General features: G+C 70.6%; 14 protein-coding genes. 4 read left to right on the top strand and 10 right to left on the bottom strand.

Annotated features, from left to right (window positions below; genetic code table 11):
• Positions 1–16: 16 nt before the first annotated feature.
• The 5 genes from ACYVAN_RS08585 to ACYVAN_RS08565 form a co-directional block, all read right to left on the bottom strand.
• Positions 17–2,095, bottom strand: a complete 2,079-nt coding sequence (locus tag ACYVAN_RS08585; protein WP_460957501.1) for an ATP-dependent DNA helicase UvrD2 — start codon at positions 2,093–2,095, stop codon at positions 17–19.
• A 163-nt stretch (positions 2,096–2,258) separates the two neighbouring features.
• Entirely contained in the window at positions 2,259–3,206 is a 948-nt protein-coding gene (gene nudC, locus ACYVAN_RS08580) for an NAD(+) diphosphatase (RefSeq protein ID WP_460957499.1), read from the bottom strand.
• A gap of 58 nt (positions 3,207–3,264) precedes the next feature.
• On the bottom strand, positions 3,265–4,632 hold the full coding sequence (locus ACYVAN_RS08575; RefSeq protein ID WP_460957497.1) for a M16 family metallopeptidase: 1,368 nt from the start codon (positions 4,630–4,632) through the stop codon (positions 3,265–3,267).
• Entirely contained in the window at positions 4,629–5,951 is a 1,323-nt protein-coding gene (locus tag ACYVAN_RS08570; RefSeq protein WP_460957495.1) for a M16 family metallopeptidase, read from the bottom strand. Before ACYVAN_RS08570 ends, ACYVAN_RS08575 begins: the two co-directional genes overlap by 4 nt.
• Positions 5,952–6,123: 172 nt before the next feature.
• The gene (locus ACYVAN_RS08565; protein WP_460957493.1) at positions 6,124–7,794 is read right to left on the bottom strand and encodes a DUF2207 domain-containing protein; all 1,671 of its coding nucleotides are present in this window, start codon (positions 7,792–7,794) and stop codon (positions 6,124–6,126) included.
• A gap of 112 nt (positions 7,795–7,906) precedes the next feature.
• Here ACYVAN_RS08565 and ACYVAN_RS08560 point away from each other — a divergent pair, with 112 nt between their 5' ends.
• Positions 7,907–8,926 carry a neutral zinc metallopeptidase gene (locus ACYVAN_RS08560; protein WP_460957491.1) on the top strand — a complete coding sequence of 340 codons (1,020 nt, stop codon included), beginning with the start codon at positions 7,907–7,909 and terminating at the stop codon, positions 8,924–8,926.
• Between the two features lie 376 nt (positions 8,927–9,302).
• Positions 9,303–10,277: a neutral zinc metallopeptidase gene (locus ACYVAN_RS08555; RefSeq protein WP_460957489.1), complete on the top strand. Its 975-nt coding sequence runs from the start codon at positions 9,303–9,305 to the stop codon at positions 10,275–10,277.
• 36 nt (positions 10,278–10,313) lie between these two features.
• Here ACYVAN_RS08555 and ACYVAN_RS08550 read toward each other — a convergent pair whose 3' ends face one another.
• Positions 10,314–10,754, bottom strand: a complete 441-nt coding sequence (locus ACYVAN_RS08550; protein WP_460957487.1) for a hypothetical protein — start codon at positions 10,752–10,754, stop codon at positions 10,314–10,316.
• Positions 10,755–10,827: 73 nt separating this feature from the next.
• Entirely contained in the window at positions 10,828–11,931 is a 1,104-nt protein-coding gene (locus tag ACYVAN_RS08545; RefSeq protein WP_460957485.1) for a potassium channel family protein, read from the bottom strand.
• 244 nt (positions 11,932–12,175) lie between these two features.
• Between ACYVAN_RS08545 and ACYVAN_RS08540 the strand changes: the two genes are divergently transcribed.
• The gene (locus ACYVAN_RS08540; protein WP_460957483.1) at positions 12,176–12,712 is read left to right on the top strand and encodes a hypothetical protein; all 537 of its coding nucleotides are present in this window, start codon (positions 12,176–12,178) and stop codon (positions 12,710–12,712) included.
• 106 nt (positions 12,713–12,818) lie between these two features.
• On the opposite strand, the gene ACYVAN_RS08535 is transcribed toward ACYVAN_RS08540, so the two are convergent.
• The 3 genes from ACYVAN_RS08535 to ACYVAN_RS08525 all read right to left on the bottom strand — a co-directional run bounded on the left by ACYVAN_RS08535 (position 12,819) and on the right by ACYVAN_RS08525 (position 20,227).
• A complete protein-coding gene (locus ACYVAN_RS08535; RefSeq protein ID WP_460957481.1) occupies positions 12,819–13,433 on the bottom strand; it encodes a hypothetical protein in 615 nt (204 codons plus the stop codon).
• Between the two features lie 132 nt (positions 13,434–13,565).
• Positions 13,566–17,030, bottom strand: coding sequence for an ATP-dependent helicase (locus ACYVAN_RS08530; protein WP_460957479.1), 3,465 nt, complete (start codon positions 17,028–17,030; stop codon positions 13,566–13,568).
• A complete protein-coding gene (locus tag ACYVAN_RS08525; protein ID WP_460957477.1) occupies positions 17,027–20,227 on the bottom strand; it encodes an ATP-dependent helicase in 3,201 nt (1,066 codons plus the stop codon). Before ACYVAN_RS08525 ends, ACYVAN_RS08530 begins: the two co-directional genes overlap by 4 nt.
• A gap of 233 nt (positions 20,228–20,460) precedes the next feature.
• Here ACYVAN_RS08525 and ACYVAN_RS08520 point away from each other — a divergent pair, with 233 nt between their 5' ends.
• On the top strand, positions 20,461–21,468 hold the full coding sequence (locus tag ACYVAN_RS08520; RefSeq protein ID WP_460957475.1) for a chitinase: 1,008 nt from the start codon (positions 20,461–20,463) through the stop codon (positions 21,466–21,468).
• Positions 21,469–21,532: the final 64 nt, after the last annotated feature.

The following is a 21,532-nucleotide window of genomic DNA, read 5'->3' as shown; positions in this document are numbered from 1 at the left end:
AGGGCGACTTTCGAAGTCAGTTCCGGCCTTGCACGAGGGCCAGCACATCGGCGCCGAACTTGCGCACCTTGGATGCTCCGATCCCCGAGATCGCCACCAGCGCGGCCTCGTCGCACGGCCGCTGCTCGGCGATCGCGGTCAGCGTCGCGTCGGTGAACACGACGTACGAGGGCACGCTGAGCTGCCGGGCGCGCTCGCCACGCCAGGACTTCAACCGGACGAGCAACTCTTCGTCCACATCGGACGGGCAGTCGGAGCAGCGCCCCATCTTGATGTCCATCGTGTTGCCCAGCGAGCCGTTGCAAACCCGGCAACGCGGTTGGGCCGTCCGCTTGGCGGGCACCGCCTCACGCTGCTTCGGCCGCGTCGGCAACGCCGCGGGATGCTCGTCGGGCACGAGGTTGTAGACGAACCGGCTGCGCCTGCGATAGCGCTTGCCCCCCGAAGCGCGCGCCAGCGCCCAGGACAGGTGCAGATGCTCCCGAGCACGGGTGACGCCGACGTAGAGCAACCTGCGCTCCTCCTCGATCGCCGCGTCGTCCCCGGCGTGCTGGATCGGTAGCGTGCCCTCCACCAGACCGACCAGGAACACCGCGTCCCACTCCAGCCCCTTGGCGGAATGCAACGAGGCCAGCGTCACGCCTTCGACCGTCGGCGGATGCTGCGATTCGGCCCGCGCCTCCAGCTCGCCCAGATAACGGGCCAGGTCGGCATCCGGCACGGTTCCGGTCAATTCTTCCGCGAGTTCGACCAACGCGATCAACGATTCCCACCGCTCGCGCGCGGACCCGCCCGACGGCGGTTCGTCGGTGAGGCCGACATCGCCGAGGATCGAACGGACCACCGCCGGCAGTCCGTCTCCCGTGGGTCCGCCCCGAGTTGCCGCCGTCCGCAACGCCACGATCGCCTGCCTGACCTCGTTCCGCGCGAAGAACCGCTCACCGCCGCGGACCTGGTACGGGATCTCGGCATCCGCGAGCGCCTTCTCGTAGGCCTCCGACTGCGCGTTGACCCGGAAGAGCACCGCGATCTCCGACAGCGCCACACCGCGCTTGACCAGGTCGGCGATCTTCCGCGCGACCGCCTCGGCCTCGGCGGGCTCGTCGTCGTACTCGGCGAAATCCGGGCGTGGCCCGTTCGCGCGTTGCCCCACCAGCCGGAGCCGGGTGCCCGCCGGACGCTCTCGCGCCGAATCGATCACCTGGTTGGCCAGCGACACCACCTGCGGGGTGGATCGGTAGTCCCGCTCCAGCCGCACCACCGTCGCTTCCGGGAACCGGCGGGGAAAGCCGATCAACCACTTGGGGGCCGCTCCGGCGAAGGAGTAGATCGTCTGGTTGGCGTCACCGACGACGGTGAGGTCGTCGCGTTCGCCGAGCCAGGCATCCAGCACGCGCTGCTGCAGCGGGTTGACGTCCTGGTACTCGTCGACGACGAAGGAGCGGTACCGGGTGCGGAACTCCTCGGCGACCTCCGGATGCTCCTCCAGGACGGCTGCCGTGTGCAGCAGCAGATCGTCGAAGTCCAGCACCTGTGCCCGGTTCTTGAGCTGCTCATAGCCTGCGAAGGCCTGCGCGATCTGCTGCGGGGCGATCGGTGCGGATCGGCCGAGTCGCGTCACCTCGGCCGGATACTGCTCGGGGCTGATCAACGAGGCCTTCGCCCACTCGATCTCACCGGCGAGGTCGCGCACCGACTCCTTCTCGGTGGACACCCCGAGGCGGTGCGCGGCCTGCATCACCAGCCGGAACTTGTTGTCCAGCAGTGGCCAGACCTGCGTGTCGTGCACCTGTGGCCAGAAGTACCGCAGCTGCCGGAACGCGGCCGCGTGAAAGGTCTGCGCCTGCACGCCCGCCGCCCCCAGCGCACGCAGTCGGGTGCGCATTTCACCGGCGGCGCGAGCGGTGAACGTGACCGCGAGCACCTGCTGCGGTACGGCCAACTCGCGTTGCACCAGGTAGGCGATGCGATGGGTGATCGTGCGGGTCTTGCCGGTACCGGCGCCCGCAAGCACGCACACCGGTCCACGAGGGGCGATGACCGCCGCGTGCTGCTCCGGATCCAACCCTTCCAGAAGTCGCGGTTTCTCGGCCATGCCCGGCATCTTCGCAGAAGCGCCCGCACGAACCGGGTCACACCCGCTGCCGCGGGCACGCGTGTCGGCCGTCGGCGCCACCGGCCCGCCCGACCCGCTGCTCACCGGAGCGCGCGGCACACGCCGAAGCACCGGCCGCCACGACGCACTCGGTGCGAGGTGGCTATTCCCAGTAGGCCCAGCCGCGGAGCATCCGATGTGCGATGGAAACGCCCGGCGGCATGCGCAGCCCACGGACCGCCTCACCGTTGGCCTCCAGAGCGGCGAGCACGTCGTCGCGATGCACCCAACGGGCGTCTTCGATCTCTCCGTCGGCAGGTCGGATCGGCACCGAGGGGTCGGCCGTTGCCGCGAACCCGAGCATCAACGAGCGCGGGAACGGCCAGGGCTGGCTACCCAGGTAACGCACCCCGGATACGGGCACGCCGACCTCCTCCAGCACCTCACGGGCCACGCAGGCTTCCAGCGACTCACCGACCTCGACGAACCCGGCGAGCACCGAATACCGGTCGGTGGGCCAGGACGGTTGGCGAGCGAGCAGCACCTGGTCCGCACCATCGTGCACCAGGCAGATCACCGCCGGATCCGTCCGGGGGTATTCCTCCCGGTCACAGCCGGTGCAGTGCCTTGCCCACCCGGAGCGAACACGCATGGTCTCGGCGCCGCACACCGCGCAGTAGCGGGCGTGATCGTGCCAGTTGAGCAGTCCGACCGCGGTGGTCAGCAGCCCCGCGTCGGTGTCGCTGAGCAGCGTGCCGCCCGCGCGAAGGTCGCGCCAGCCCTCCTGCGCACCGTCGCGTCCGGTGCGCAGGGCCCAGTAGCCGACGTCGTCCTCGGCGCCCAGCAGCACGGCGTTGGGCAGCGGACCGGCCCCGAAGTCGGCAGCCACCTGGTAGTCCAACCGGTCCTCGACGAAGGGGCTGCGCCCCTTGCTGTCGACCAGCAGAACGCGGCCGGTGGTCCACAGTCGGGCGGTCCCTTCGGGTGCCTCCCGCAGCGGCTCGCTCCGGTCCACCGTCGAACGCGACAGCAGCGGCGCGGAGTCCAGCTGGAAGCCCGGCCACCCCAGTTCGGTCTCCGGCACCGGCCGTGCGCACGCTTCGGAACTCACGCTCGCCTCACTCGCTCTCCACTGCTGCTGCCGCCTCCGCGACCGGACATCCCGAGCATCACGGCAGCTCCACACCGCCCAGTGCGCGGAGCGGTTCGCTGAGCTTGTTCGCGTCGCCCACCACGATCCCGGTGAACGCCGTGGGCGCGTAGAACTGCGCCGCCTCCGCGACCTGCTCGACGGTCACCGCCCGCAACCGGTCCGGGTGCGCGAGCAGCCAGTCCTGTCCGAGCCCGGCGGAGGCCAGCGAGACCAGCATGGAAGCCATCCCCGCTTGGGAGGACGTCGAGGTCAGCAGACCGCCGATCGCGTACTGGCGGGCCGATTCCATCTCGCTCTCGGTCGGCGGCACCAGGGCGAGCCGACCGAACTCGTACCGGATCTCGTGCAGCGCCGCGGCGGTGACCTCGCTGGCTGTGTCCGCGTCGACCAGCACGGTCCCGTTCCCGTCGGTGAACTCGAACGACGAGTGCGCGCCGTAGGTGTAGCCCTTGTCCTCGCGGATGTTCTCGACGAGGCGGGACGAGAAGTACCCGCCGAACGCGAGGTTGGCGATCTGCAGCGCCGCGTAACCCGGGTCCGTCCGCGGCAGCGCCTGCGCGGAGAACCGCAGTTGGGACTGCACGGCACCTTCACGGTGGAGCAGCCGGACGTCACCGCCCCGCACCAGGGGCAGCGCGGGCAGCTCCCGCGCGGAGGCCTCCGAGCGCCAGCCCCCCAGCACGCGGTCGACGTCGGCGACCGCCTGCTCCGGGTCGAGGTCGCCGACGAGCACCAGCACCGAACCACGCGGCAGCACCGCTTCCCGGTGCAGGGCGCGCACCTGTTCGGCTGTGACCTCGGCGACGTCGGCGGCCTGCGGAACCTCACGGACGAACGGGTGGTCGCCGTAGCGGTGCCGCTGGAGCTCTTCCCGCGCGATGGTGCGCGGTTGCGAGCGCGCCACCGCGATGCGGTCGACGAGCCGGTCCCGCTCGCCCGCGACCTCGTCCTCGGTGTAAACAGCACCCGTCAACGCATCGCCGAGTACCTCCAGCAACGTTTCCGCCCCACTGGAGAGCGCGTCGCCCGCGAAGCTGAGTCGCTCCGGATCGACCACCGCGTGCAGCGCACCGCCCACGGCGGCGAGGTCCTTGTCGACCTGCACCCGGTCGCGGCGTTCGGTTCCGGTCAGCACGGTCTCGGCGAGCACCTCGGCCCGCGCGGGATGGCTGCTGTCGTCACCGGCGAACGGGATGCGCAACCGCAGTTCGACCATCGGGACCGTGCCGTGCCGCGCCGCGATCACGCGGAGCCCGTTTTCGAGCACGGTGTCCACGGTCGCCGGGGGCACGCCCTGGCGCTGCTCGCCCAGCGGCGGGAGGGGTCGCGGACCGGCCTCGGTACGGCCGATCTCCTCGGCACTTCGGTGCGTAGACCGGGTCATTCCGTACCTCCTGCGGAGTTCGTGGCGGGTTCGATCTCCAGCACCGCGCGGGCGTCGGCGCGCAATGCTTCCGCGGCGGCCGAGACGTCCTTCGCGGTGATCTCGGCGACCCGCTGGGGCAGCTCGGAAATCAGTTCGGCGCGACCGTGCAGCAGTTCTGCGCTGCCGAGGTCGAGCGTGCGCGAGATGAGGCGATCGTGTTCCCGGTACAACCCGGCCGACCAGCGCGATGTGACCCGGCCCAGCTCCTCGGCGCTCGGCCCGTCGGCCGCCAGCTTTTCCAGTTCCTCGTCGACCGCACCGACGACGCGTTCCACACCGACTTCGGGGGTGTGGATGGCCGTCAGCGTGAACGTGTCCGGGTCGCGGGCGTCCAGCGGTGCGCCCATCAGGCCCGCACCCGCGTGGACGTCGACGACCAGCGGATCCTGGTAGACCATCCGCTGCTGCAGGCGGGAGGCGTCCCCGTCGGTCAGCACCGTCGCCAGCACCACGTTGGCCAGGTAGGCGTCGAGTTCGCCGACCGGGTCCGGCAGCCGGTAGCCGAGCGCGACGGCGGGCAGCGGGGCGTGCGGATCGGTCTGGCGGGAGGTGACCTGCTCGGTCGGGAACGGTTCGGCGAACGACGGGCGCGGCCGGACCTCCCTGGCCGGGACGTCGCCGAAGTGCTTGTGCACGAGTTCGGTCGCGTGGTCGACGTCGATGTCGCCCGCGATGGTCAGCACCGCGTTGCCGGGGGCGTAGAAGGTGTCGAAGAAGGCCGCGCAGTCGTCGACGGTCGCCCGCTCGAGATCGGTGAAATCACCGTATCCGTTGTGCGCGTTCGCGAAGGTCGAGTACAGCACCGGCGGGAGCAGAATCCACGGGAAACCGCCGTAGGGTCGGTTGAGGACGTTGAGCCGGATCTCCTCCTTGACCACGTCCACCTGATTCCGCAGGTTCTCCTCGGTGATCTTGGGCGCGCGCATGCGGTCGGCTTCGAGGAACAGCCCGCGTTCCAGCGCTGCCGACGGCAGGATCTGGAAGTAGTCGGTGTAGTCCTGGTGCGTCGACCCGTTGAAGATCCCGCCCGACCCCTGCACGTGCCGAAAATGCGCGAGCTTCTCCAGGCTTTCACTGCCCTGGAACATCAAATGCTCGAACAGGTGCGCGAAACCTGTTCGGCCTTCCGGTTCGGAACGGAATCCCACGTCGTAGTGCACGCTGACACCGACCACCGGAGCCTGGCCCGCGGCGGACCGGCCCTCGGTCGAGTACGGCGCCAACACCACGCGCAGCCCGTTGGGCAGAGTGACGCGATGCAGTTGGGGTTCGACCATGCGTGCAGCCTACGTGCGTCCGGCCACTTCGCGCTGTGCCCCCTGGGGACCGCTTCGGCGTGTCGGACGTTCCCGACATCGCCGTTCGCACGGTCCTTGGGGCCGTGCAGCAGCACGCCACGGCTGGGGGTTGGCGGCGCGTCCGCGGGCACGGCGTGGATCGCCGCCCGGGCTACGAGCGCAACCCGCCCGCGCTGGTCAGCACCACGTCCAGCTCGGCGAGCAATCGGGGAAACCGCTCGCGGAAGCGCCGCAGGTTCGGCATCGTGGCACCACCCCGTGCCGGTTCTCCGTACCAGTGGAGCCCCGGAGTTCCGTCCGCTCCCGGATCAAGTCCGGCGAACTTCTCCAACCAGCGTTCCGCCTCCCCCAGTGCGACCGCGTAGGGCAGCGACCGCGAGAAGACCATTTCCCGGTCGGCCGCGGGAATGGCCTGCGGGTCCACCGCGCGGAGGTACTCCCGGAGACCGTTTACCTGAGCGACCAGCGCGCCACCCCGCGCGGTACGCGCGGGCATGACCCGCGCACCGAGGGCGAACGCGATCCCTCCCAGCACGAGCCCCGCGCCCAGCAGGGCCAACGAACCGGTCAGCGCCAGCAGGACGGTGAGCGCGCCGCCACCGAGCGCGATCCCGACCCCCACCCACCAGAACAGGTCCCGTTCCGAATCCGGCCGCCTGCGGAACCACGCCTGCTGGACGACGTCCGCGTAGAGGGCGGCGCGGATGCCGGTCACGTCCGGTCCGGCCTGCTGCTCGCGCAGCCGGCTGATCCGGACGTCGGAGCGCTCGCCGAGCAGTGCCTCGTACACCGCCCGCTCGTACGGCCGCAGCGCGTCGTCCGGCGGGTTCAGCCGGACCAGACGCCAGTCCCGGCCGTCCGTCTCCTCTTCGATGTGCAGGTAGTTGCGCACGACCAGATCCAGAACGGTGGCCACCACGTCGATCACGTCCACGTGTTCGTCCAGCACCGTGCCGACCTGCCCCGGCAGCACCCCGTCGGGGGACGCGAAGGTGACACCGCCCGCCGAGTCGGTCAACAGCACCTCCACAGGTCCCACCTCGTCGGCGGCGATGCGCTCGTCCCGGCCGCGCGCGTACCAGAGGAGCCCGAAACTCCCGATCAGCAGCAATCCGATCCCCGCCAATCCCGCTCCGGTGGCGGCATTCAACGAGAACGCGTCCGCCGGATCGAAGCGCTCTTTCACGACCGCGTTCGCCGGTACCGCGCCGACGGGTAGCCGCAACCGCACGTCGACCCGGTCCTGCGGGGCGAGCCCGCGGGTCGTGACCCGCACCGACTGCGTGTGCCCGATCTCGAAGCTGTCGCAGCGGGATCGGCTCCCGGTCTCGCCCGCGAAGCACTCGATCGACCGGGCCAGCTGCGGGGAGAGGAAGGAGGACATCTCCACTCGTCCCACGGTGGTGTCCCATCCTCCGGTCACCTGCCAGCGCACCTGTTGGGCGCCGGGAACATCGGCCACCGCCCCGCGCACCGCGTAGGTCAGGGTCGAGACCCCGGGGCGGACGGTGAGGTCGAGTTCGTCGCCGTCGGTGTGGACATCTCCGTTGCCCTCGATGCGCACATCCTCGACGGAGAACACGCGCTCCTCGGCGGAACCGTCGGGCAGGCGCAGCGGTATCGCGCGGTGCACGGGTTCGCCGTCGGGAACCGTGATCCGCTCGGTCACCGAGAGCAGGCCGTCACGCTCCAGCTTCAGGTCGAGTTCGGTGGTGAGACTTCCCGGCGGTTCGTCCTGCGCGAATGCCGGTTCTGGTGTTCCGACGGCGACCATCGCACCGAGCAGGGCGACGATCGATTTCGGAACCCTTTTGGTCAACACGGCCCGGACGATATCCGGTCGCCATTAAGCTCTGCCCCGCATTCGGTGCAAGTACTCGGCATCCGAGCACCGCGGCACCACTCGAACCACGAGCGCAGGGGGATTTCGGTCGATGTCGGACCCTGGGTGGCCGGACGACCGCGGCCGAGCAGAACACGTAGCCGTCCCCCGACGCGGAAACCGCTGGGCGGTGACAGCGGTTTCGGTGTTGCTCGGTGCGTCGTCGGCACTGGTCACGGTAGGGCTGGCGTGGTGGTCGCGTCCCGCGGACCCGCCGCCCCCCACCGTCGCCATCGCGCGACCGAGCTCACCGGCGTCCTTCGAATCGCATCCCCCACCGTCGCGGGTTTCCGGCTCCGATTCGGCGAACCACACCCCCGCCGTCGCGCAGGCAGCTCCGACGGCTGCCGGTCCCGCCGTTTTCGTGCCTGCCGCTCCCGGCCGGAATCCGTTGAACCGCAGGGGTATCGGGATCGAGCCGACGGTCTGCGCGCTGCCACGGTTCGATGCTTCGGCCGAGAGCCAGGACGCCTATTTCGAGGCGACGCTGACCTGTCTCGACCGCGCGTGGAAACCCGTGCTGGAGGCAGCAGACCTGCCCTTCCACGGACCCGAGGTCGTCCCGGTGGTCGACGAGGTGGACACCCCCTGCGGTCCGCGGGACGCCTCCCAGACCGCGCTGTACTGCAGCGGAACCATCTACATGACCGGCAACTACTACCGCGACATCGAGGGTCACGGCGACCACGCCGCGGTCTACTTCGGACAGCTGGCGCACGAGTACGGGCACCACGTCCAAGCGCTCGCGGGGATCATGGACGCGTCCTGGGACAGACGGAACGCGGCGAAACCGGAATCGCGACGTGGTCACGAGATCTCCCGCCGCTTCGAGCTGCAGGCGACCTGCTTCGGCGGCATGTTCCTCGGATCGGTGCGGGAACGCGGCGCGGAATCCGGCGAACTCGCCGAAGACGCCCTTGCCGACGCGGGCAGGCGCGGTGACGACCCGCGCGACGACCGGCCCGACCACGGAACTCCGGAGAGCAACGGGGCCTGGGCTCAACTGGGCCACGAGCTGAACCGCACGCACCAGTGCAACACCTGGTTGGCCGAGGCGGACGCGGTCCGCTGACCCGCGACCATCCACACCAGACGGGCCGACGCCGACGAATCGGGGGGAACCAGGCATGAATCAACCACCACGGCCGCCGCAGGACGGCCGCCCGCACGGACGTCCGGTGGCGCCACCGCCCTCGGCCCGCCCCTTACCGCCGCCGGGAGCGGGCGCTCCGCCGTCCGGCCGAGATGGTCAGGCCCCACCCCAGCCATCTCCGCAACCACCACCTCCGCAGCCACCACCCCCGCAGGGACCGCCTCCCGCGATGCCACCACAGCCGCCGCATGGGCCGTGGGGCGTGCCGCCTCGGGGCGCACCGCCTGGTGGGCAGGCGCCGCCGCCGATGCCACCGCGCCGTCCCGGGCCGCCACACCGCCAGGGACCGAACCCGGTGCTCATCATCCTCGCCGTAGTCTCCGGTTTCTTCCTGCTGACGATGGGCGCTTTCGGCGTCGCCACGACCACCCTGTTGGCCGACGGTGGCGGGACGACCGCCGAGAATTCCCCGCCACACGACACGTTCGCCTGGGAAACCACGAGCGACCAGCCCACCATCCCCACCACGACCGATGCCGACGGTTCCACCGAGCGATCGGTCGAGCCCGGATACGAGACCACCGGGGCCACCGAGACCACGCAGACGGCCCCAGGGCCGCAACGGGTGGTGGCCCACGGCGAGAATCCGTTCAACATCACCGGCAACGGGGCTGTCCAGACCGCGTGCGACATGCCTGCGTTCGACACCTCGGTGGCCGGCCAGGACGCCTTCTACCAGGCAGTGCTGCCCTGTCTGATGGAGATGTGGGAACCGGCCCTGCGGGACGCGAACCTTCCCGTTGTGACGCCGACCGTGGTCACCTCCGGAGACGACGTCCAGAGCCCCTGCGGAACGCGGAACTGGAACCAGACCGCGATGTACTGCCCCGGAAATCACACGATCTACATGACCGCGCGGTACTACGCCGACGAGGAAGGCCGATCCAGACCGGGCGTGTACCTCGGGCAGTTCGCCCACGAGTTCGGCCATGCGCTGCAGGGAATGACGGGGATCAACGCCGCCTACGGCAATGCGCTGTACGACGTGGGCGGCGTCGGTACCCCCGACGGCCTGGAACTCTCGCGGCGGTCGGAGCTGCAGGCGACCTGCTTCGAAGGCATGTCGCTGGCCGCCCTGCAGAACGGTGGCGTCAGCGACGACTACATCTTCCCCGCGCTGCAGGACTCGTCCCTTCGCGGGGACGAGCACAACAAGCAGCGCGACCACGGGACCGAGGCCAGCAACGCCTCCTGGGTCGAGCAAGGCTTCTACAAGAACGAGATCGTCGAATGCAACACCTGGCTCGCGGAACCATCCACAGTGGATTAACAACGTTCTCCCGCGCGAACACGCCGATGCGGACGGTCAGCCGGGCAACCCCAGCCGTTCGCGGTCGTCGCTCGCCGGACTCCGGCCGGAACGCAGCAGCATCGCGTAGCCGCCACCGGCCACCCCGGAAAGGGACAGCAGCACCCACGTCACCCGCTCCGAGAGACCGCTGCTCGGCCGCTCGGCCGGCCGCACGACGAGGTTCTCCCCGGATGCGGCGGGGACCCGCACTGCCAGCTTCTGCCCCGGTAGGTGACCACACCCGTCGAAGCGCGCCCGGCGGGTTTCGCCACCCACCCGCACCTCCACCAGATCGCCCTCGGTGGACGTGCCGCACGGAGCGGAATCGATCACCACGGCCTCCGCGGGGTGAAATTCGGACCGAGCGTTCCCACCGAGCGCGTTCGGCCAGGACCACCAGGAGACGGCCACCACCCCGATTCCGAGCGACCCCAGGACAAGCAAGATCAGAGCCACCGATGCCGAGCTTCGTCGTCGCCCCACACGACGATCGTGCCAGAAGGTTCACGAGGGGTGTCGCAGACCACGGTCAGGTGTCGGAATCGACCTTCTTGACGTAGAGCAACCGGTCGTCGTCCTCGATCGAGTCCGCCTGCGGAGCATCGACCCGGAACAGCGCGCCGTTCCGCACCACACCGAGCACGATGTCGGGCAGGTGGCGGGGCGAACCACCGACCTCGTGGGGCTCCACCGCCCGTTCGGCGATGGCGAATCCGACATCGGGGGTCAGCAGGTCCTCGAACATCTCCACCACGGACGGCGTGCTGGTGGCCATGCCCAGCAATCGCCCGGCGGTCTCGCTCGACACCACCACCGAATCCGCGCCCGACTGCCGGAGCAGATGCACGTTCTCGGCCTCCCGGACCGCGGCCACCAGCTGCGCCTTGGGCGCGAGTTCGCGAGCGGTGAGCGTGACGAGCACGGCGGTGTCGTCCCGCGCGGGGGCGACCACGATGGCGCGAGCGCGTTGCACACCGGCCACCCGGAGCACGTCCGACCGCGTACCGGAACCGTTGACCGTGACGAGTCCGAGCGAGGACGCTGCTTCGAGCGAGACGTGGTCGGTGTCGACGACGACGATCCGCCCCGGTTCCGCGCCGTCACCGAGCAGCGCGGTCACCGCCGAGCGCCCCTTGGTTCCATAACCGATCACGACCACGTGGTCGCGCACCTTGGACCTCCAGCGTTGAATCTTGAAAGCTTGCCGGGACCGCTCGGTGAGCACTTCCAGCGTGGTACCGACCAGCACGATCAGGAAAAGCACCCGCAGCGGCGTAATGACCAGCACGCTCAACAGCCGCGCCGTCGGCGTGACCGGAGCGATGTCACCGTACCCGGTGGTCGAGAGGGACACCGTCGCGTAGTAGAAGGCGTCCAGCAGGCTGATCTCTTTACCGGTGGAATTGCTGTACCCGTCACGCCCCACGTAGACGATGAGCACCGCGATCCCCAGCGCCAGCAGCGCCCCGATGATCCGCCGGACGATCGAGCGAACCGGCCCGACGTCGGCAGCCGGCATTCGGATCACGCCGACCAGTGAATGATCCGGCCGGTTGGTCAACCGGTCGGTGATCTGGTTCTCCCCGCGCCCCCCGGTGAACGGGTTCGAGCGGATTCGCCCCTTCCGGCTCATCTGCCCTGCTCCTGGTTCGCTCCCGAACCGGCTCGGTACTGGTTCACGCCGGAGAACACTAACCGCTCGGGCGAACACGCACCGACCCCGTCGCGGATCCGACCGGGCGGAAGCGCGCGAAGCGACCGCGCCGACCCGTCCTCACCTGCTGCCGTAGCGGAAACGAGACGGCCGGATAACGACTGGACGGGGAACGCACGGCAGCACTTGTTCACCGGCACATCGCCACGTTTAGGATGATGCGGTGCAGCAGCTTGAGCACGCGGCCCGCGCCCTCGGCTGGGACGGGCGTCTGGTCACGGACATCGAGGTCCACGGCTGCCAGTTCGCTGCCGTGACGCGGGTACGTCACGACGTCCACCTGTGGCGCAGCGAGCACGGCTGGGCTCCGGAACCCAACCCCACATGGTTCCGCTCCTGGTCCGACCCCGACATTCACGATCACCTGCCGATCGCGGCGGTGGACCTGCTCGGGGTACTCGTTCCCGTCTCCAGAGCCAGACGCGCGCTCCGGGCGTGCGGCACGCTCATGACGCTGGCTCCGTGCGCGGTGCTGCTGCCCGCCCCGCAGCTGACCAGAACGCTGCCGCTGATGGAACTCAACTACTACGGGATCGGCGTGGTGACCGTCGACGGACCCAACCCACCCGAGCTGCAGTTCGGTCCCGAAGACCGTTCCGCGGAGTTCGGCGCGTCGCTCTTCGGCCGCTGGCTGCAGGAAGTGCTGTACGCGCGGGTGCTCAAGCACGATCCCGAGCTGGCGGACACCACGGGCAGCTGACCCCCGCGCACGTTCGTCCCGGCGCCCCGTCCGTTCGGGACGTTCCGTCCGTTCGGGACGTTCCGTCCGTTCGGGACGTTCCGGGCTCATCCTGGACGCGGAACGCTCAGGCGACCAGGTACTCGTGCCAGTTCAGCTTCTCCTCGTTCCAGCTCACGCCCCGGCCCTCGTCCAACGAACGGAGTGCCTGCATCGTGTGCGGCCAGCGGCGGATCACGTTGGCCACCGCGACGGGGGTCATCTGGTCGCTGGTGCGACGGTGACCGCCCGGTCCGAGCATCGCGATGCCACCGGGTGTGTGGATGATGTCCAGCAGCGGAACCTGCCCTGCCAGCGCGGTCTGCTCGACGCTGACCAGGTCGTTCGGCTGCAGGTCGGCAGGCCAGGTGCTGCGGTCCAGGTCCGCGGCGACCGGCTGGTCGCAACTGCCGCAACGGCAGTCGAACTCGCTGGTCCACCCGTGCCTGTTCCAGGACCAGACCGCCGCCGTTCCGTTGTCCAGATGCGACAACGCGGCGACGTGCGGCCAGGCCCCGACAACGGCGCTGAGCACGGTCCGCTTCGCCGGACGCGGTTCGCGGCCCGGACCGTCGAAGGCCCACGCTCCCCCCTCGTCGCGATGCACCCGGACCAGTGGCGCGCGCATCGCCAGCACTTCCTGATCCACCCGGACCTCGGCATCGGGCGGGCTGCCCAACTTCCACTCAGTTTTTTGCTGCATCGCGGGCATGTTCGTCCGCCCGAACACGGACTCACAAGATCCGCCACCCGAACGTGTGGGATGAATCGACCACGTCGGCTGCGGGATGACCCGCCCGGCCGGGCGGGTCAGCGGCCGCGCCCGGTCCTGCGATCAGTCGACCGCGGGAACCGAGGTGAGCAGCGCGCGAAGTCCGTCGCCGTCGAGCAGGTCGGCAGGTCGGAGCGTGCGGTCGTGGCGCACGTAGTGGAAGGCCGCGCGCACCTGCTCCAGCGGCACGTCCACCAGCGCCGCCCACGCCAGCCGGTAGGCGGCCAGCTGCACCGACAGCGACTCGACCTGGTCGTCGGAAGGAACGGAGCCGGTCTTCCAGTCCACGACCGTCCAGCCTCCATCCTGGTCGCGGAACACCGCGTCCATGCGCCCGCGGACCACCGTGCCCGCCACCTCCGCCTCGAACGGCACCTCCACCCGGTGCGGAGTCCGGTCGGCCCAGGCACTCGCCAAGAACGCCCCACGCAGCTCATCCAGGTTCTCGTTGCCATCGGCGGACTCGTCGGCGGCGCCCGGAAGCTCGTCGAGATCGAGCAGCGCCGTCGAGGTGAACCGGTGTTCCAACCAGGTGTGGAACGCCGTACCACGACGCGCCATCGGGTTCGGTGGAAACGGCAGCGGGCGGCGAAGTCGTCGAGCCAGGTTCTCCCGGTCGCCCGCGAGCTCGACGAGCTGGCTCACCGAGAGCTTGTCGGGCAACTCCACCTGGTCCCGACGGCGCTCGGTGGCGGCTCGCTCGGCCAGCAGGACATCGACGTCCCGGGCCCAGCTCTGTGCCTCGTCCCCGTCAACGCCGTCATCCTCCTGGTCATCCTCCTGGTCATTGCCGTCAATGCCGTCAGGTGGTTCGGCCGGGACCTCGTCGACCGACCACCCGTCACCCCCGGCCGCGCCGACGGCTTCGGCTTCGGGTCCGACCGCGCTCTCGGCCGCCGCACTCTCGGCTGCCGCGTTCTCGGCTGCCGCGTTCTCGGCTGCCGCGTTCTCGTCCACTGTGGCCAGTGCGGCCCGGACCAGGTCCGCTCCCTCGGTCACCGCTTCACGCCGCCGCTCCAGCGGATCCACCGGCCACCGCGCTTGCCGGGCGGACTCGGCCATCGGGTTCACCGCGTCCTCGGCGGGCTCCTCGGCCCAGGAGTCGACCACGCCCGCGCCGGTTTCGGCGCACGTCTCGGCCAGTTCCCGCAGGAAGTCCGACGGCCCCTTGGCCCGGTTCCCGCTGTCCGCCCACCAGTGACCGGACAGCAGCAGCACTCGTTCCGAGCGGGTCAGCGCCACGTACAGCAGCCGCCGCTCCTCCACGATCCGGCGCTCCTCGAACTCCTCGTCGTGGATCCGCAGCTGCTCGGCGACCTCCTTGCGGTCCAGCACTCCCGGCTCCGCGAGGCGCAATTCCGGCAGGTCCTCGGCGTCCCCGCGCAGATCCGCGGGCAGCGAACTCACCGACCGAAGCCAGGACGAGGACTTGCGCTTGCCGGGGAACACGTCCCGAACCAGATGCGGCAGCGCGACCACCTGCCATTCCAGGCCCTTCGCGGCGTGCACGGTCAGCACCTGAACGCGGTCCTCGGCCACCTCGACCTCACCGGGTTCGAACCCGTCCTCGGCCTGCTCTGCGGTCGCGAGGTAGTCCAGCAGTGCGGGCAACGTCGCGGACGGGCTGGCGGTGGCGAACTCGGTCACCACATCGGCGAAGGCGTCCAGGTGGATCCGCCCGGCCCCGCCCGGCCGGGCCAGGCTCTCGATGTCCAGCAGCAGCGTCCGCTCCACATCCGCGACCAGCTCCGGCAACGGCTGTTCGAGCCTGCGGCGCAACGCGGCGAGTTCCGAGCGGAGCCGCCTGAGCCGCCGGTACCCGTCCGGCGAGTAGCGTTCCGCGTCCCCCGGGTCGTCGATCGCATCCGCCAGCCCGGCCTGCTCCGATTTCTCCCCCGGCAACGCGGAAGCCACCACCGCCGTGGGGTCGTCCGCCGCTTCGACCGTGCCGGACGGTTGCGCCCCCAGTTCCCTGGCGCGTTCCCACAGGGCGGCGAGGTCGGCCGCCCCGATCCGCCAGCGGGATCCCGTCAGCAACCGCATGGCGGCGGTGCCCGCGAGGGGGTCGACGAGCACTCGCAGTGCGCTGACCAGGTCTCGGACCTCCGCCTCGTCGAGCAGCCCACCGAGACCGACCACCTCGACGGGCAGCCCGCGCTCCCGCAGCGCGGCCGCGATATCGGCCATGTCCGCCCTGCGCCGGACGAGCACGGCAGCGGTCGGCGGGCTGCCGGTGGCATCCACCGCGTCGTGCCACTGCGCGGCCACCCGGTCGGCGACCCACTCGCGCTCGCCCCGCACGTCCTCGGCGAGCATCACCCGCACGTCGCCCTGGCCTGCGCCGTCCCGTGCCCGCAGTTCCTCCACGTCGAGCCCGGATTCCCGCAGCACCTCGGAGACCGAGTTGGCCAGCCGCAGCACTTCCGGGGTGTTCCGGAAACTAGTGAGCAGCCCGAACCGGTGGGCCGGGAGCGGGGTTCCCGCCCCGTCGAGCCTGCGGAAGTCGGTGGTGAATCGGGGCAGGTTCGCCGCGCTCGCACCGCGCCAGCCGTAGATGGCCTGCGCCGGGTCGCCGACCGCCGTCACCGGCAGGGGTCGTCCGCCCGCTGAGACGTCCCCGAACAGTGCCCGCAGCAGGACGCGTTGAGCGTGGCCGGTGTCCTGGTACTCGTCCAGCAGCACGGCCCCGAAGCGCTCGCGTTCCCCCGCCACCACCTCGGGGTGTTCCACCGCCAGGCGAGCCGCCAGCGACATCTGGTCGGAAAAGTCCATGGCCCCTTCGCGCCGCTTCTGGCGCGCGTACTCCTCCAACAGGGGCAACAGCGCGACCCGCAACCGCTGCGCCGTGATGACCTTCCGGAGGTCCTGGGACAGGGCGTCCCGCTGCCGCTTGCCCTTCGGCGCGTCCTCCACGTTGCGGCACAGCCACTCGGCGTGCTCGCGCAGCCGTTCCGGGCGCAGCAGGTGCTCACCCAGCTCGCCCGCCAGCGCGAGCAGGTGCGCGGTGATCGTCGACGGGACCTTGTCGGTGTCGATGTCCTCGGTCCAGGTGGACACCACGCGGTGCGCCAGCTGCCATGCGGCGGTCTCGGTGAGGAGCCGTGCTCCCGGCTCCACCGGTACGCGCAACCCATGCTCGCCGACCAGACGTCCGGCGTAGGCGTGGTAGGTCAGCACGGTGGGCTCGCTCGCCAGCACCGCCGAGCGCAGTTCCCCGCTCGGGTCCGCTTCGTCGAGCAGACCCGAACCGGCGAGCCTGCGCAGCCTGGCCCGAACTCGATCCGACAGCTGGCGCGCGGCCTTGCGCGTGAACGTCAGCCCGAGCACGCGTTCCGGGCCCACCACTTGGTTCGCCACCAGCCACACGACCCGGGCGGCCATCGTTTCGGTCTTGCCCGCACCCGCACCCGCGACGACCAGGGTCGGTTCGACGGGTGCCGCGATGACCTCCACCTGCTCGGGCGTCGGCTGGTGCAGACCGAGCGCCTGGGCGATGCGTTGCGGTGTGATCGGCACGTCCGCGGTCACTGTCCGACCTGCCTTCCGGCCGGGTGCACCGGACAACTCGTGCGTGCCGGGCAGCGGGGGCAGTCCGGGTTCTCGGCGGCCACGAACGCGGGGCCGACGCTCGACTCGGCGGCGTCGTGCACGAGGTCGAGCCACACCTGCGTGCGCTCCTGGTCGAACCCCTGCTGGGACCGTTCGGTGGCGGCCCCGGTTCCGGATTCCGGCTTGGCCACGTACAGCAGCCGCGCACCGCCCGGTTCGGACTGCTGCGCGTCCTGGAACGCGCCCAACGCCGCCGCGAGCTGGTAGACGGCCAGCTGGGGGTGTTCTTCGGCGTCGTTCTTGCTGACCGGGGTCTTCCCGGTCTTGACGTCGACGACGACCGGCCTGCCTTCGGCGTCGGCCTCCAAGCGGTCCACACGACCACGCAGCCGAAGCTGCGGACCGTCTTCCCTGGCGGGGATGGTGAGGTCGAGGTCCTTCTCCACCCCGAGCTGGGTCAGGTCGCCACGAGTCCCGTGCAGCCATGCCACGAAGGAGTCGATCATCGATTCGACGCGCTGCCGCTCCAGCCGCGAGAACCACGGTGGTCCGGCGTCGACCGATTTCCACGCCTCGTCCAGCACGGCACGCAGTCCTTCGGCGTCGGCCCCGTCGGCCGCGGCCTGCACGAGTGCGTGCACGAGCGTGCCGGTGACGGCCGCGAGTTCCGCCGGGTCCTGACCACCGTGCCGTTCGATCATCCAACGGAGCGGACACTTCGCCAGGGTGTCCACAGTAGATGGCGAGATTCGCGCGGGCTCGCCGTCCGCCAACAGCGGTGCCGCGCTGGAGCTCTCCGGCAGGCCGTACCAGGTGTCCGGATGCGCCCCGGGAACTCCCGCCGAAGCGAGCCGGGCGAGCTGCCGCGCGGCTCGCTTCCGGCGTTTCGAAGGAGCTTCCGCGTCGCAGACCACCTGCCGGAGTTCACCGACCAGTTCGGCGAGCACGAGTCCCCGTTCCGGCCGCACGACGGGACGCTCACCGGAATCGGGGTCGCTGACGAGACCTTCCAGTTCGTCCAGGAATCGAGACGGCTGCTCGTCCTCACCGCGGACGGCGCTGACCAGCAGGCTCCGCCGCGCCCGGCTCGCGGCCAGGAGCAGGAGGCGTCGCTCTTCGGCCAGCAACGGCGCCGTCGACGAGACCTGGCGCTCGTCCACTCCGGACAGTACGTCGATCAGCCGTTCCATCCCCAGGATCGAACCCCGCACCCGCAGGTCGGGCCACACGCCCTCCTGCACTCCGGGGATCGCCACCACGTCCCACTCCCGACCGGCGGCCGCGTGCGCGGTGAGCACCGCGACCGCATTGCCGCCGGGCGCCGACGGCGCCAACGAGCTCCCCGAGATCTGCTGCCGTTCCAGGTGGTCGGCGAATCCGGCCGCGTCATCCCCCGGCCGCCGATCGACGTACTGCGCGGCCGCGTCGAACAGCGCCATGATCGCGTCCAGATCTCGATCGGCCTGCGCGCCGGCGACACCACGCCGCTCGGTCTGCGCGAGCCATCGGGATTCGAGCCCGCTGGCCTTCCACACCTGCCACAGCGTCTGTTCGACACCCTTGCCGTTCCCGACGCACTCGGTGGCCGTGCGCAGCAGGTTGCCGACCCGCCTGGCGGGTTCGGCCGCCGAATCCTCCAGAGCCGCCAACCGGTCGGACTCGTGCAGCACCTCCACCAGCAGTTCGTCACTTGACCGGCTGCCACCGGCGGCCAGTTCCAGCCGCCGCAGGCCGCGTCGCAACCGCCGCAGCGCCAGGGGATCGGCACCCCCCAGCGACGAGGAGAGCAACTCGGCGGCGGACTCCGGGACCAGTTCGTGCGGGCGGGCCGCGCACCGCAGCAGCGTCAGGAACGGACGTACCGCGCCACGTTGGGCGAGCGGCAGATCGTCCACCGGCAGCACCAGCGGAACCCCGGCGGCCAGCAGCGCCCGGCGCAGCACCGGTAGCGACAGTCCGGTCGAACGCACCACCACCGCCATCCGGGACCACGGCACGCCGTCCAGCAGGTGTGCGCGGCGCAACTGGTCGGCCACCCACGCGGCTTCCCGCGCCTGCGAGGACAGCAGCCGCACCTGCACGGAACCGCCGTTCTCCCCGTCGTCCTCGATATCGGGGTCGACCAGTTCGCGCTGCGGCCCCGTGCCGGGCAACCGTGCCGCCAGCCGTTGCACGGCCGCCCGCACGGGTTTCGACATCCGGTGGTCGACGGTGAGCACTTCGGTCCGGTCCCCGACGGGGTCGGCATCGAGCAGGCAACGCGGGTCCGCCCCGCGAAAGGCGAACACCGCCTGGTCCGGATCACCGGCGAGCAGGTGTTCGGAGGCCCGTTCGGCCAAGCGCCGGATGAGCCGGTGCTGCTGCGGGTCGAGGTGCTGGGCGTCGTCGACGAGCACGTAGCGCACGCGGTCCTGTTCGGCGCCCAACAAGCCCGGGTCGGTGTCGAAGGCCAGCAGGGCGGAGGCGACCAGCTCGGCAGCGTCCAGCGCGGGCGCGGCCGCCTGCGAGTTCGCGCCGCCCTGCAACAACGTGACCTGCTCGTACTGCCTGCCGAACCGCCCGGCCGCGACCCACTCGGGGCGGTCGTGCCGCTGCCCGAGCTCGATCAGCCCACCGGGCCCGAGCCCGCGTTCGGCCGCGCGCAGCAGCAGGTCTCGCAGTTCCGCGGCGAATCCGTCGGCGGTCAGCGCGGCCCGCAACGAGTCCGGCCAGTACTCGGCGCCCGACTCGAGATCACCCGCGAGCAGGTCGCGGACCAGGGCGTCCTGCTCGGGACCGTTCAGCAGGGTCGGTGGCGGCAGTTCCTCGCGCACGGCTTGCGAGCGCAGCACCGCGAACGCGTACGAGTGGACGGTTCGGACCAGCGGTTCACCCGCGGTCCGCAGTTCCGCACCACCGTCGGAGGCGGTGAGTCGCCGGGTGATCTCGGACCGCATCCAGTTCGCGGATCGCCTGCTCGCGGTGAGGACCAGCACGTTCTCCGGTGGCACGCCGCGGTTCAGCATCCGATCGGCGGCGACCTCGGCGAGGAGCGTGCTCTTCCCGGTGCCGGGTCCGCCGAGGACCCGCAAGCTCCCCCCGCCGTTTTCGAGCACCCGGCGCGCGGAGCTTTCCCACCGGAGGTCCGGCCGGTCTGCGCCCGCGCGGCGAACGAGGGTGGGAGACGGCTGCGACACGTCCCCGATGGAACCACGCGAGGCCGACGAGATCGCGAAGGGTGCAGCTGACACGCTTACCGGCCGGGTGGCCGAAGCTCGCCCGGGCCGGTTCGCCGCCTGCCCGACCGTCGGATGCGGCTACCCCGCACGCAGGCGTGAGAGCGCTTCCGGATGGTGGTACAAACCAATTTCGTTTTCTGCGAACGTCCGGACCGCGACGCACCCCACCCGAAAAGGTCGCAGGAGGACATATGAGTACCCCGCGAAGGAACCGGCGGTCCCGCACCATCCTCGGCAGCGCCGCGGCCTGCGCGTTCGCGCTGGTCGCCACGACCGGCGCCGCCCTCCCGGCAGCAGGCGCGAACCCGACCGGCGGCGAGCTCGCCGCCGAAAGCCCCATCGCAGCGTCCCCGTACCTCTACAACGGCTGGGGAAGCCCGCCCGCACCCGCCGACGTGATGGACGCGACCGGCATCCGCGACTTCACACTCGCCTTCGTCCTCTCCGACGGTGGCTGCAACCCGGCATGGGACGGCACCCGGCCGCTCGACGGGGTGGACAACGCCACCATCGACGAGATCCGTGCGGGCGGCGGGGACGTCATACCGTCCATCGGCGGCTACAGCGGGCAGAAGTTGGGCGAGGTCTGCCAGGACGCGACCTCACTGGCAGGCGCTTACCAGAAGTTGATCGACGCCTACGACCTCGCAGCCATCGACGTCGACATCGAAGCCACCGAGTTCGAAGACCCCGCCGCGCGGAACCGCGTGCTCGAAGCTCTCAAGCTCGTCAAGCAGGACAACCCCGGACTGCGCACGGTCGTGACCTTCCCGACGCTGACCACCGGCCCCAACGCGGCGGGCGAGGCGATGATCCGGCAGGCGGCCGAGATCGGAGCCGACGTCGACGTCTGGACCCAGATGCCGTTCAACTTCGGCGGCAGCGACATGGTGGCCGACACCGTCAGCTCCACCGAAGGGCTCGTCGCACTGCTCAAGAGCACCTTCGGCTACGACGACGCCACCGCCTACGCCCACGCCGGGATCTCGTCGATGAACGGCCGGACCGACACCGGCGAGATCGTCGACCCGGCGGCGTTCCGGGAAATCGCGGACTACGCGAACGGCAACGGCCTCGGACGCCTCAGCTTCTGGTCGGTCAACCGCGACCGGCCGTGCACCGGCGGCGGCCCCGCCAGCTGCAGCGGCATCGACCAGCAGCCGTGGGAGTTCACCGGGATTCTCGCTCAGGCGAGGTGACGCCCGCCGCACAACGCTCCTGGGCGGTCTCCGGCCGGAGACCGCCCGCTGGCAAACTGGCCCG

Source organism: Parasphingorhabdus pacifica (genome assembly GCF_054779195.1).
Note: the sequence above shows the minus strand (reverse complement) of the source record. Positions and strands in the feature narration are given on the sequence as shown.

What these genes read in the sequence shown, in the direction of transcription:
- ACYVAN_RS08585 (WP_460957501.1), bottom strand. Translation starts at nt 2,095, where the DNA reads ATGGCCGAGAAACCGCGACTTCTGGAAGGGTTGGATCCGGAGCAGCAC.
- ACYVAN_RS08575 (WP_460957497.1), bottom strand. Translation starts at nt 4,632, where the DNA reads ATGACCCGGTCTACGCACCGAAGTGCCGAGGAGATCGGCCGTACCGAG.
- ACYVAN_RS08570 (WP_460957495.1), bottom strand. Translation starts at nt 5,951, where the DNA reads ATGGTCGAACCCCAACTGCATCGCGTCACTCTGCCCAACGGGCTGCGC.
- ACYVAN_RS08560 (WP_460957491.1), top strand. Translation starts at nt 7,907, where the DNA reads ATGTCGGACCCTGGGTGGCCGGACGACCGCGGCCGAGCAGAACACGTA.
- ACYVAN_RS08545 (WP_460957485.1), bottom strand. Translation starts at nt 11,931, where the DNA reads ATGAGCCGGAAGGGGCGAATCCGCTCGAACCCGTTCACCGGGGGGCGC.
- ACYVAN_RS08535 (WP_460957481.1), bottom strand. Translation starts at nt 13,433, where the DNA reads ATGCAGCAAAAAACTGAGTGGAAGTTGGGCAGCCCGCCCGATGCCGAG.
- ACYVAN_RS08520 (WP_460957475.1), top strand. Translation starts at nt 20,461, where the DNA reads ATGAGTACCCCGCGAAGGAACCGGCGGTCCCGCACCATCCTCGGCAGC.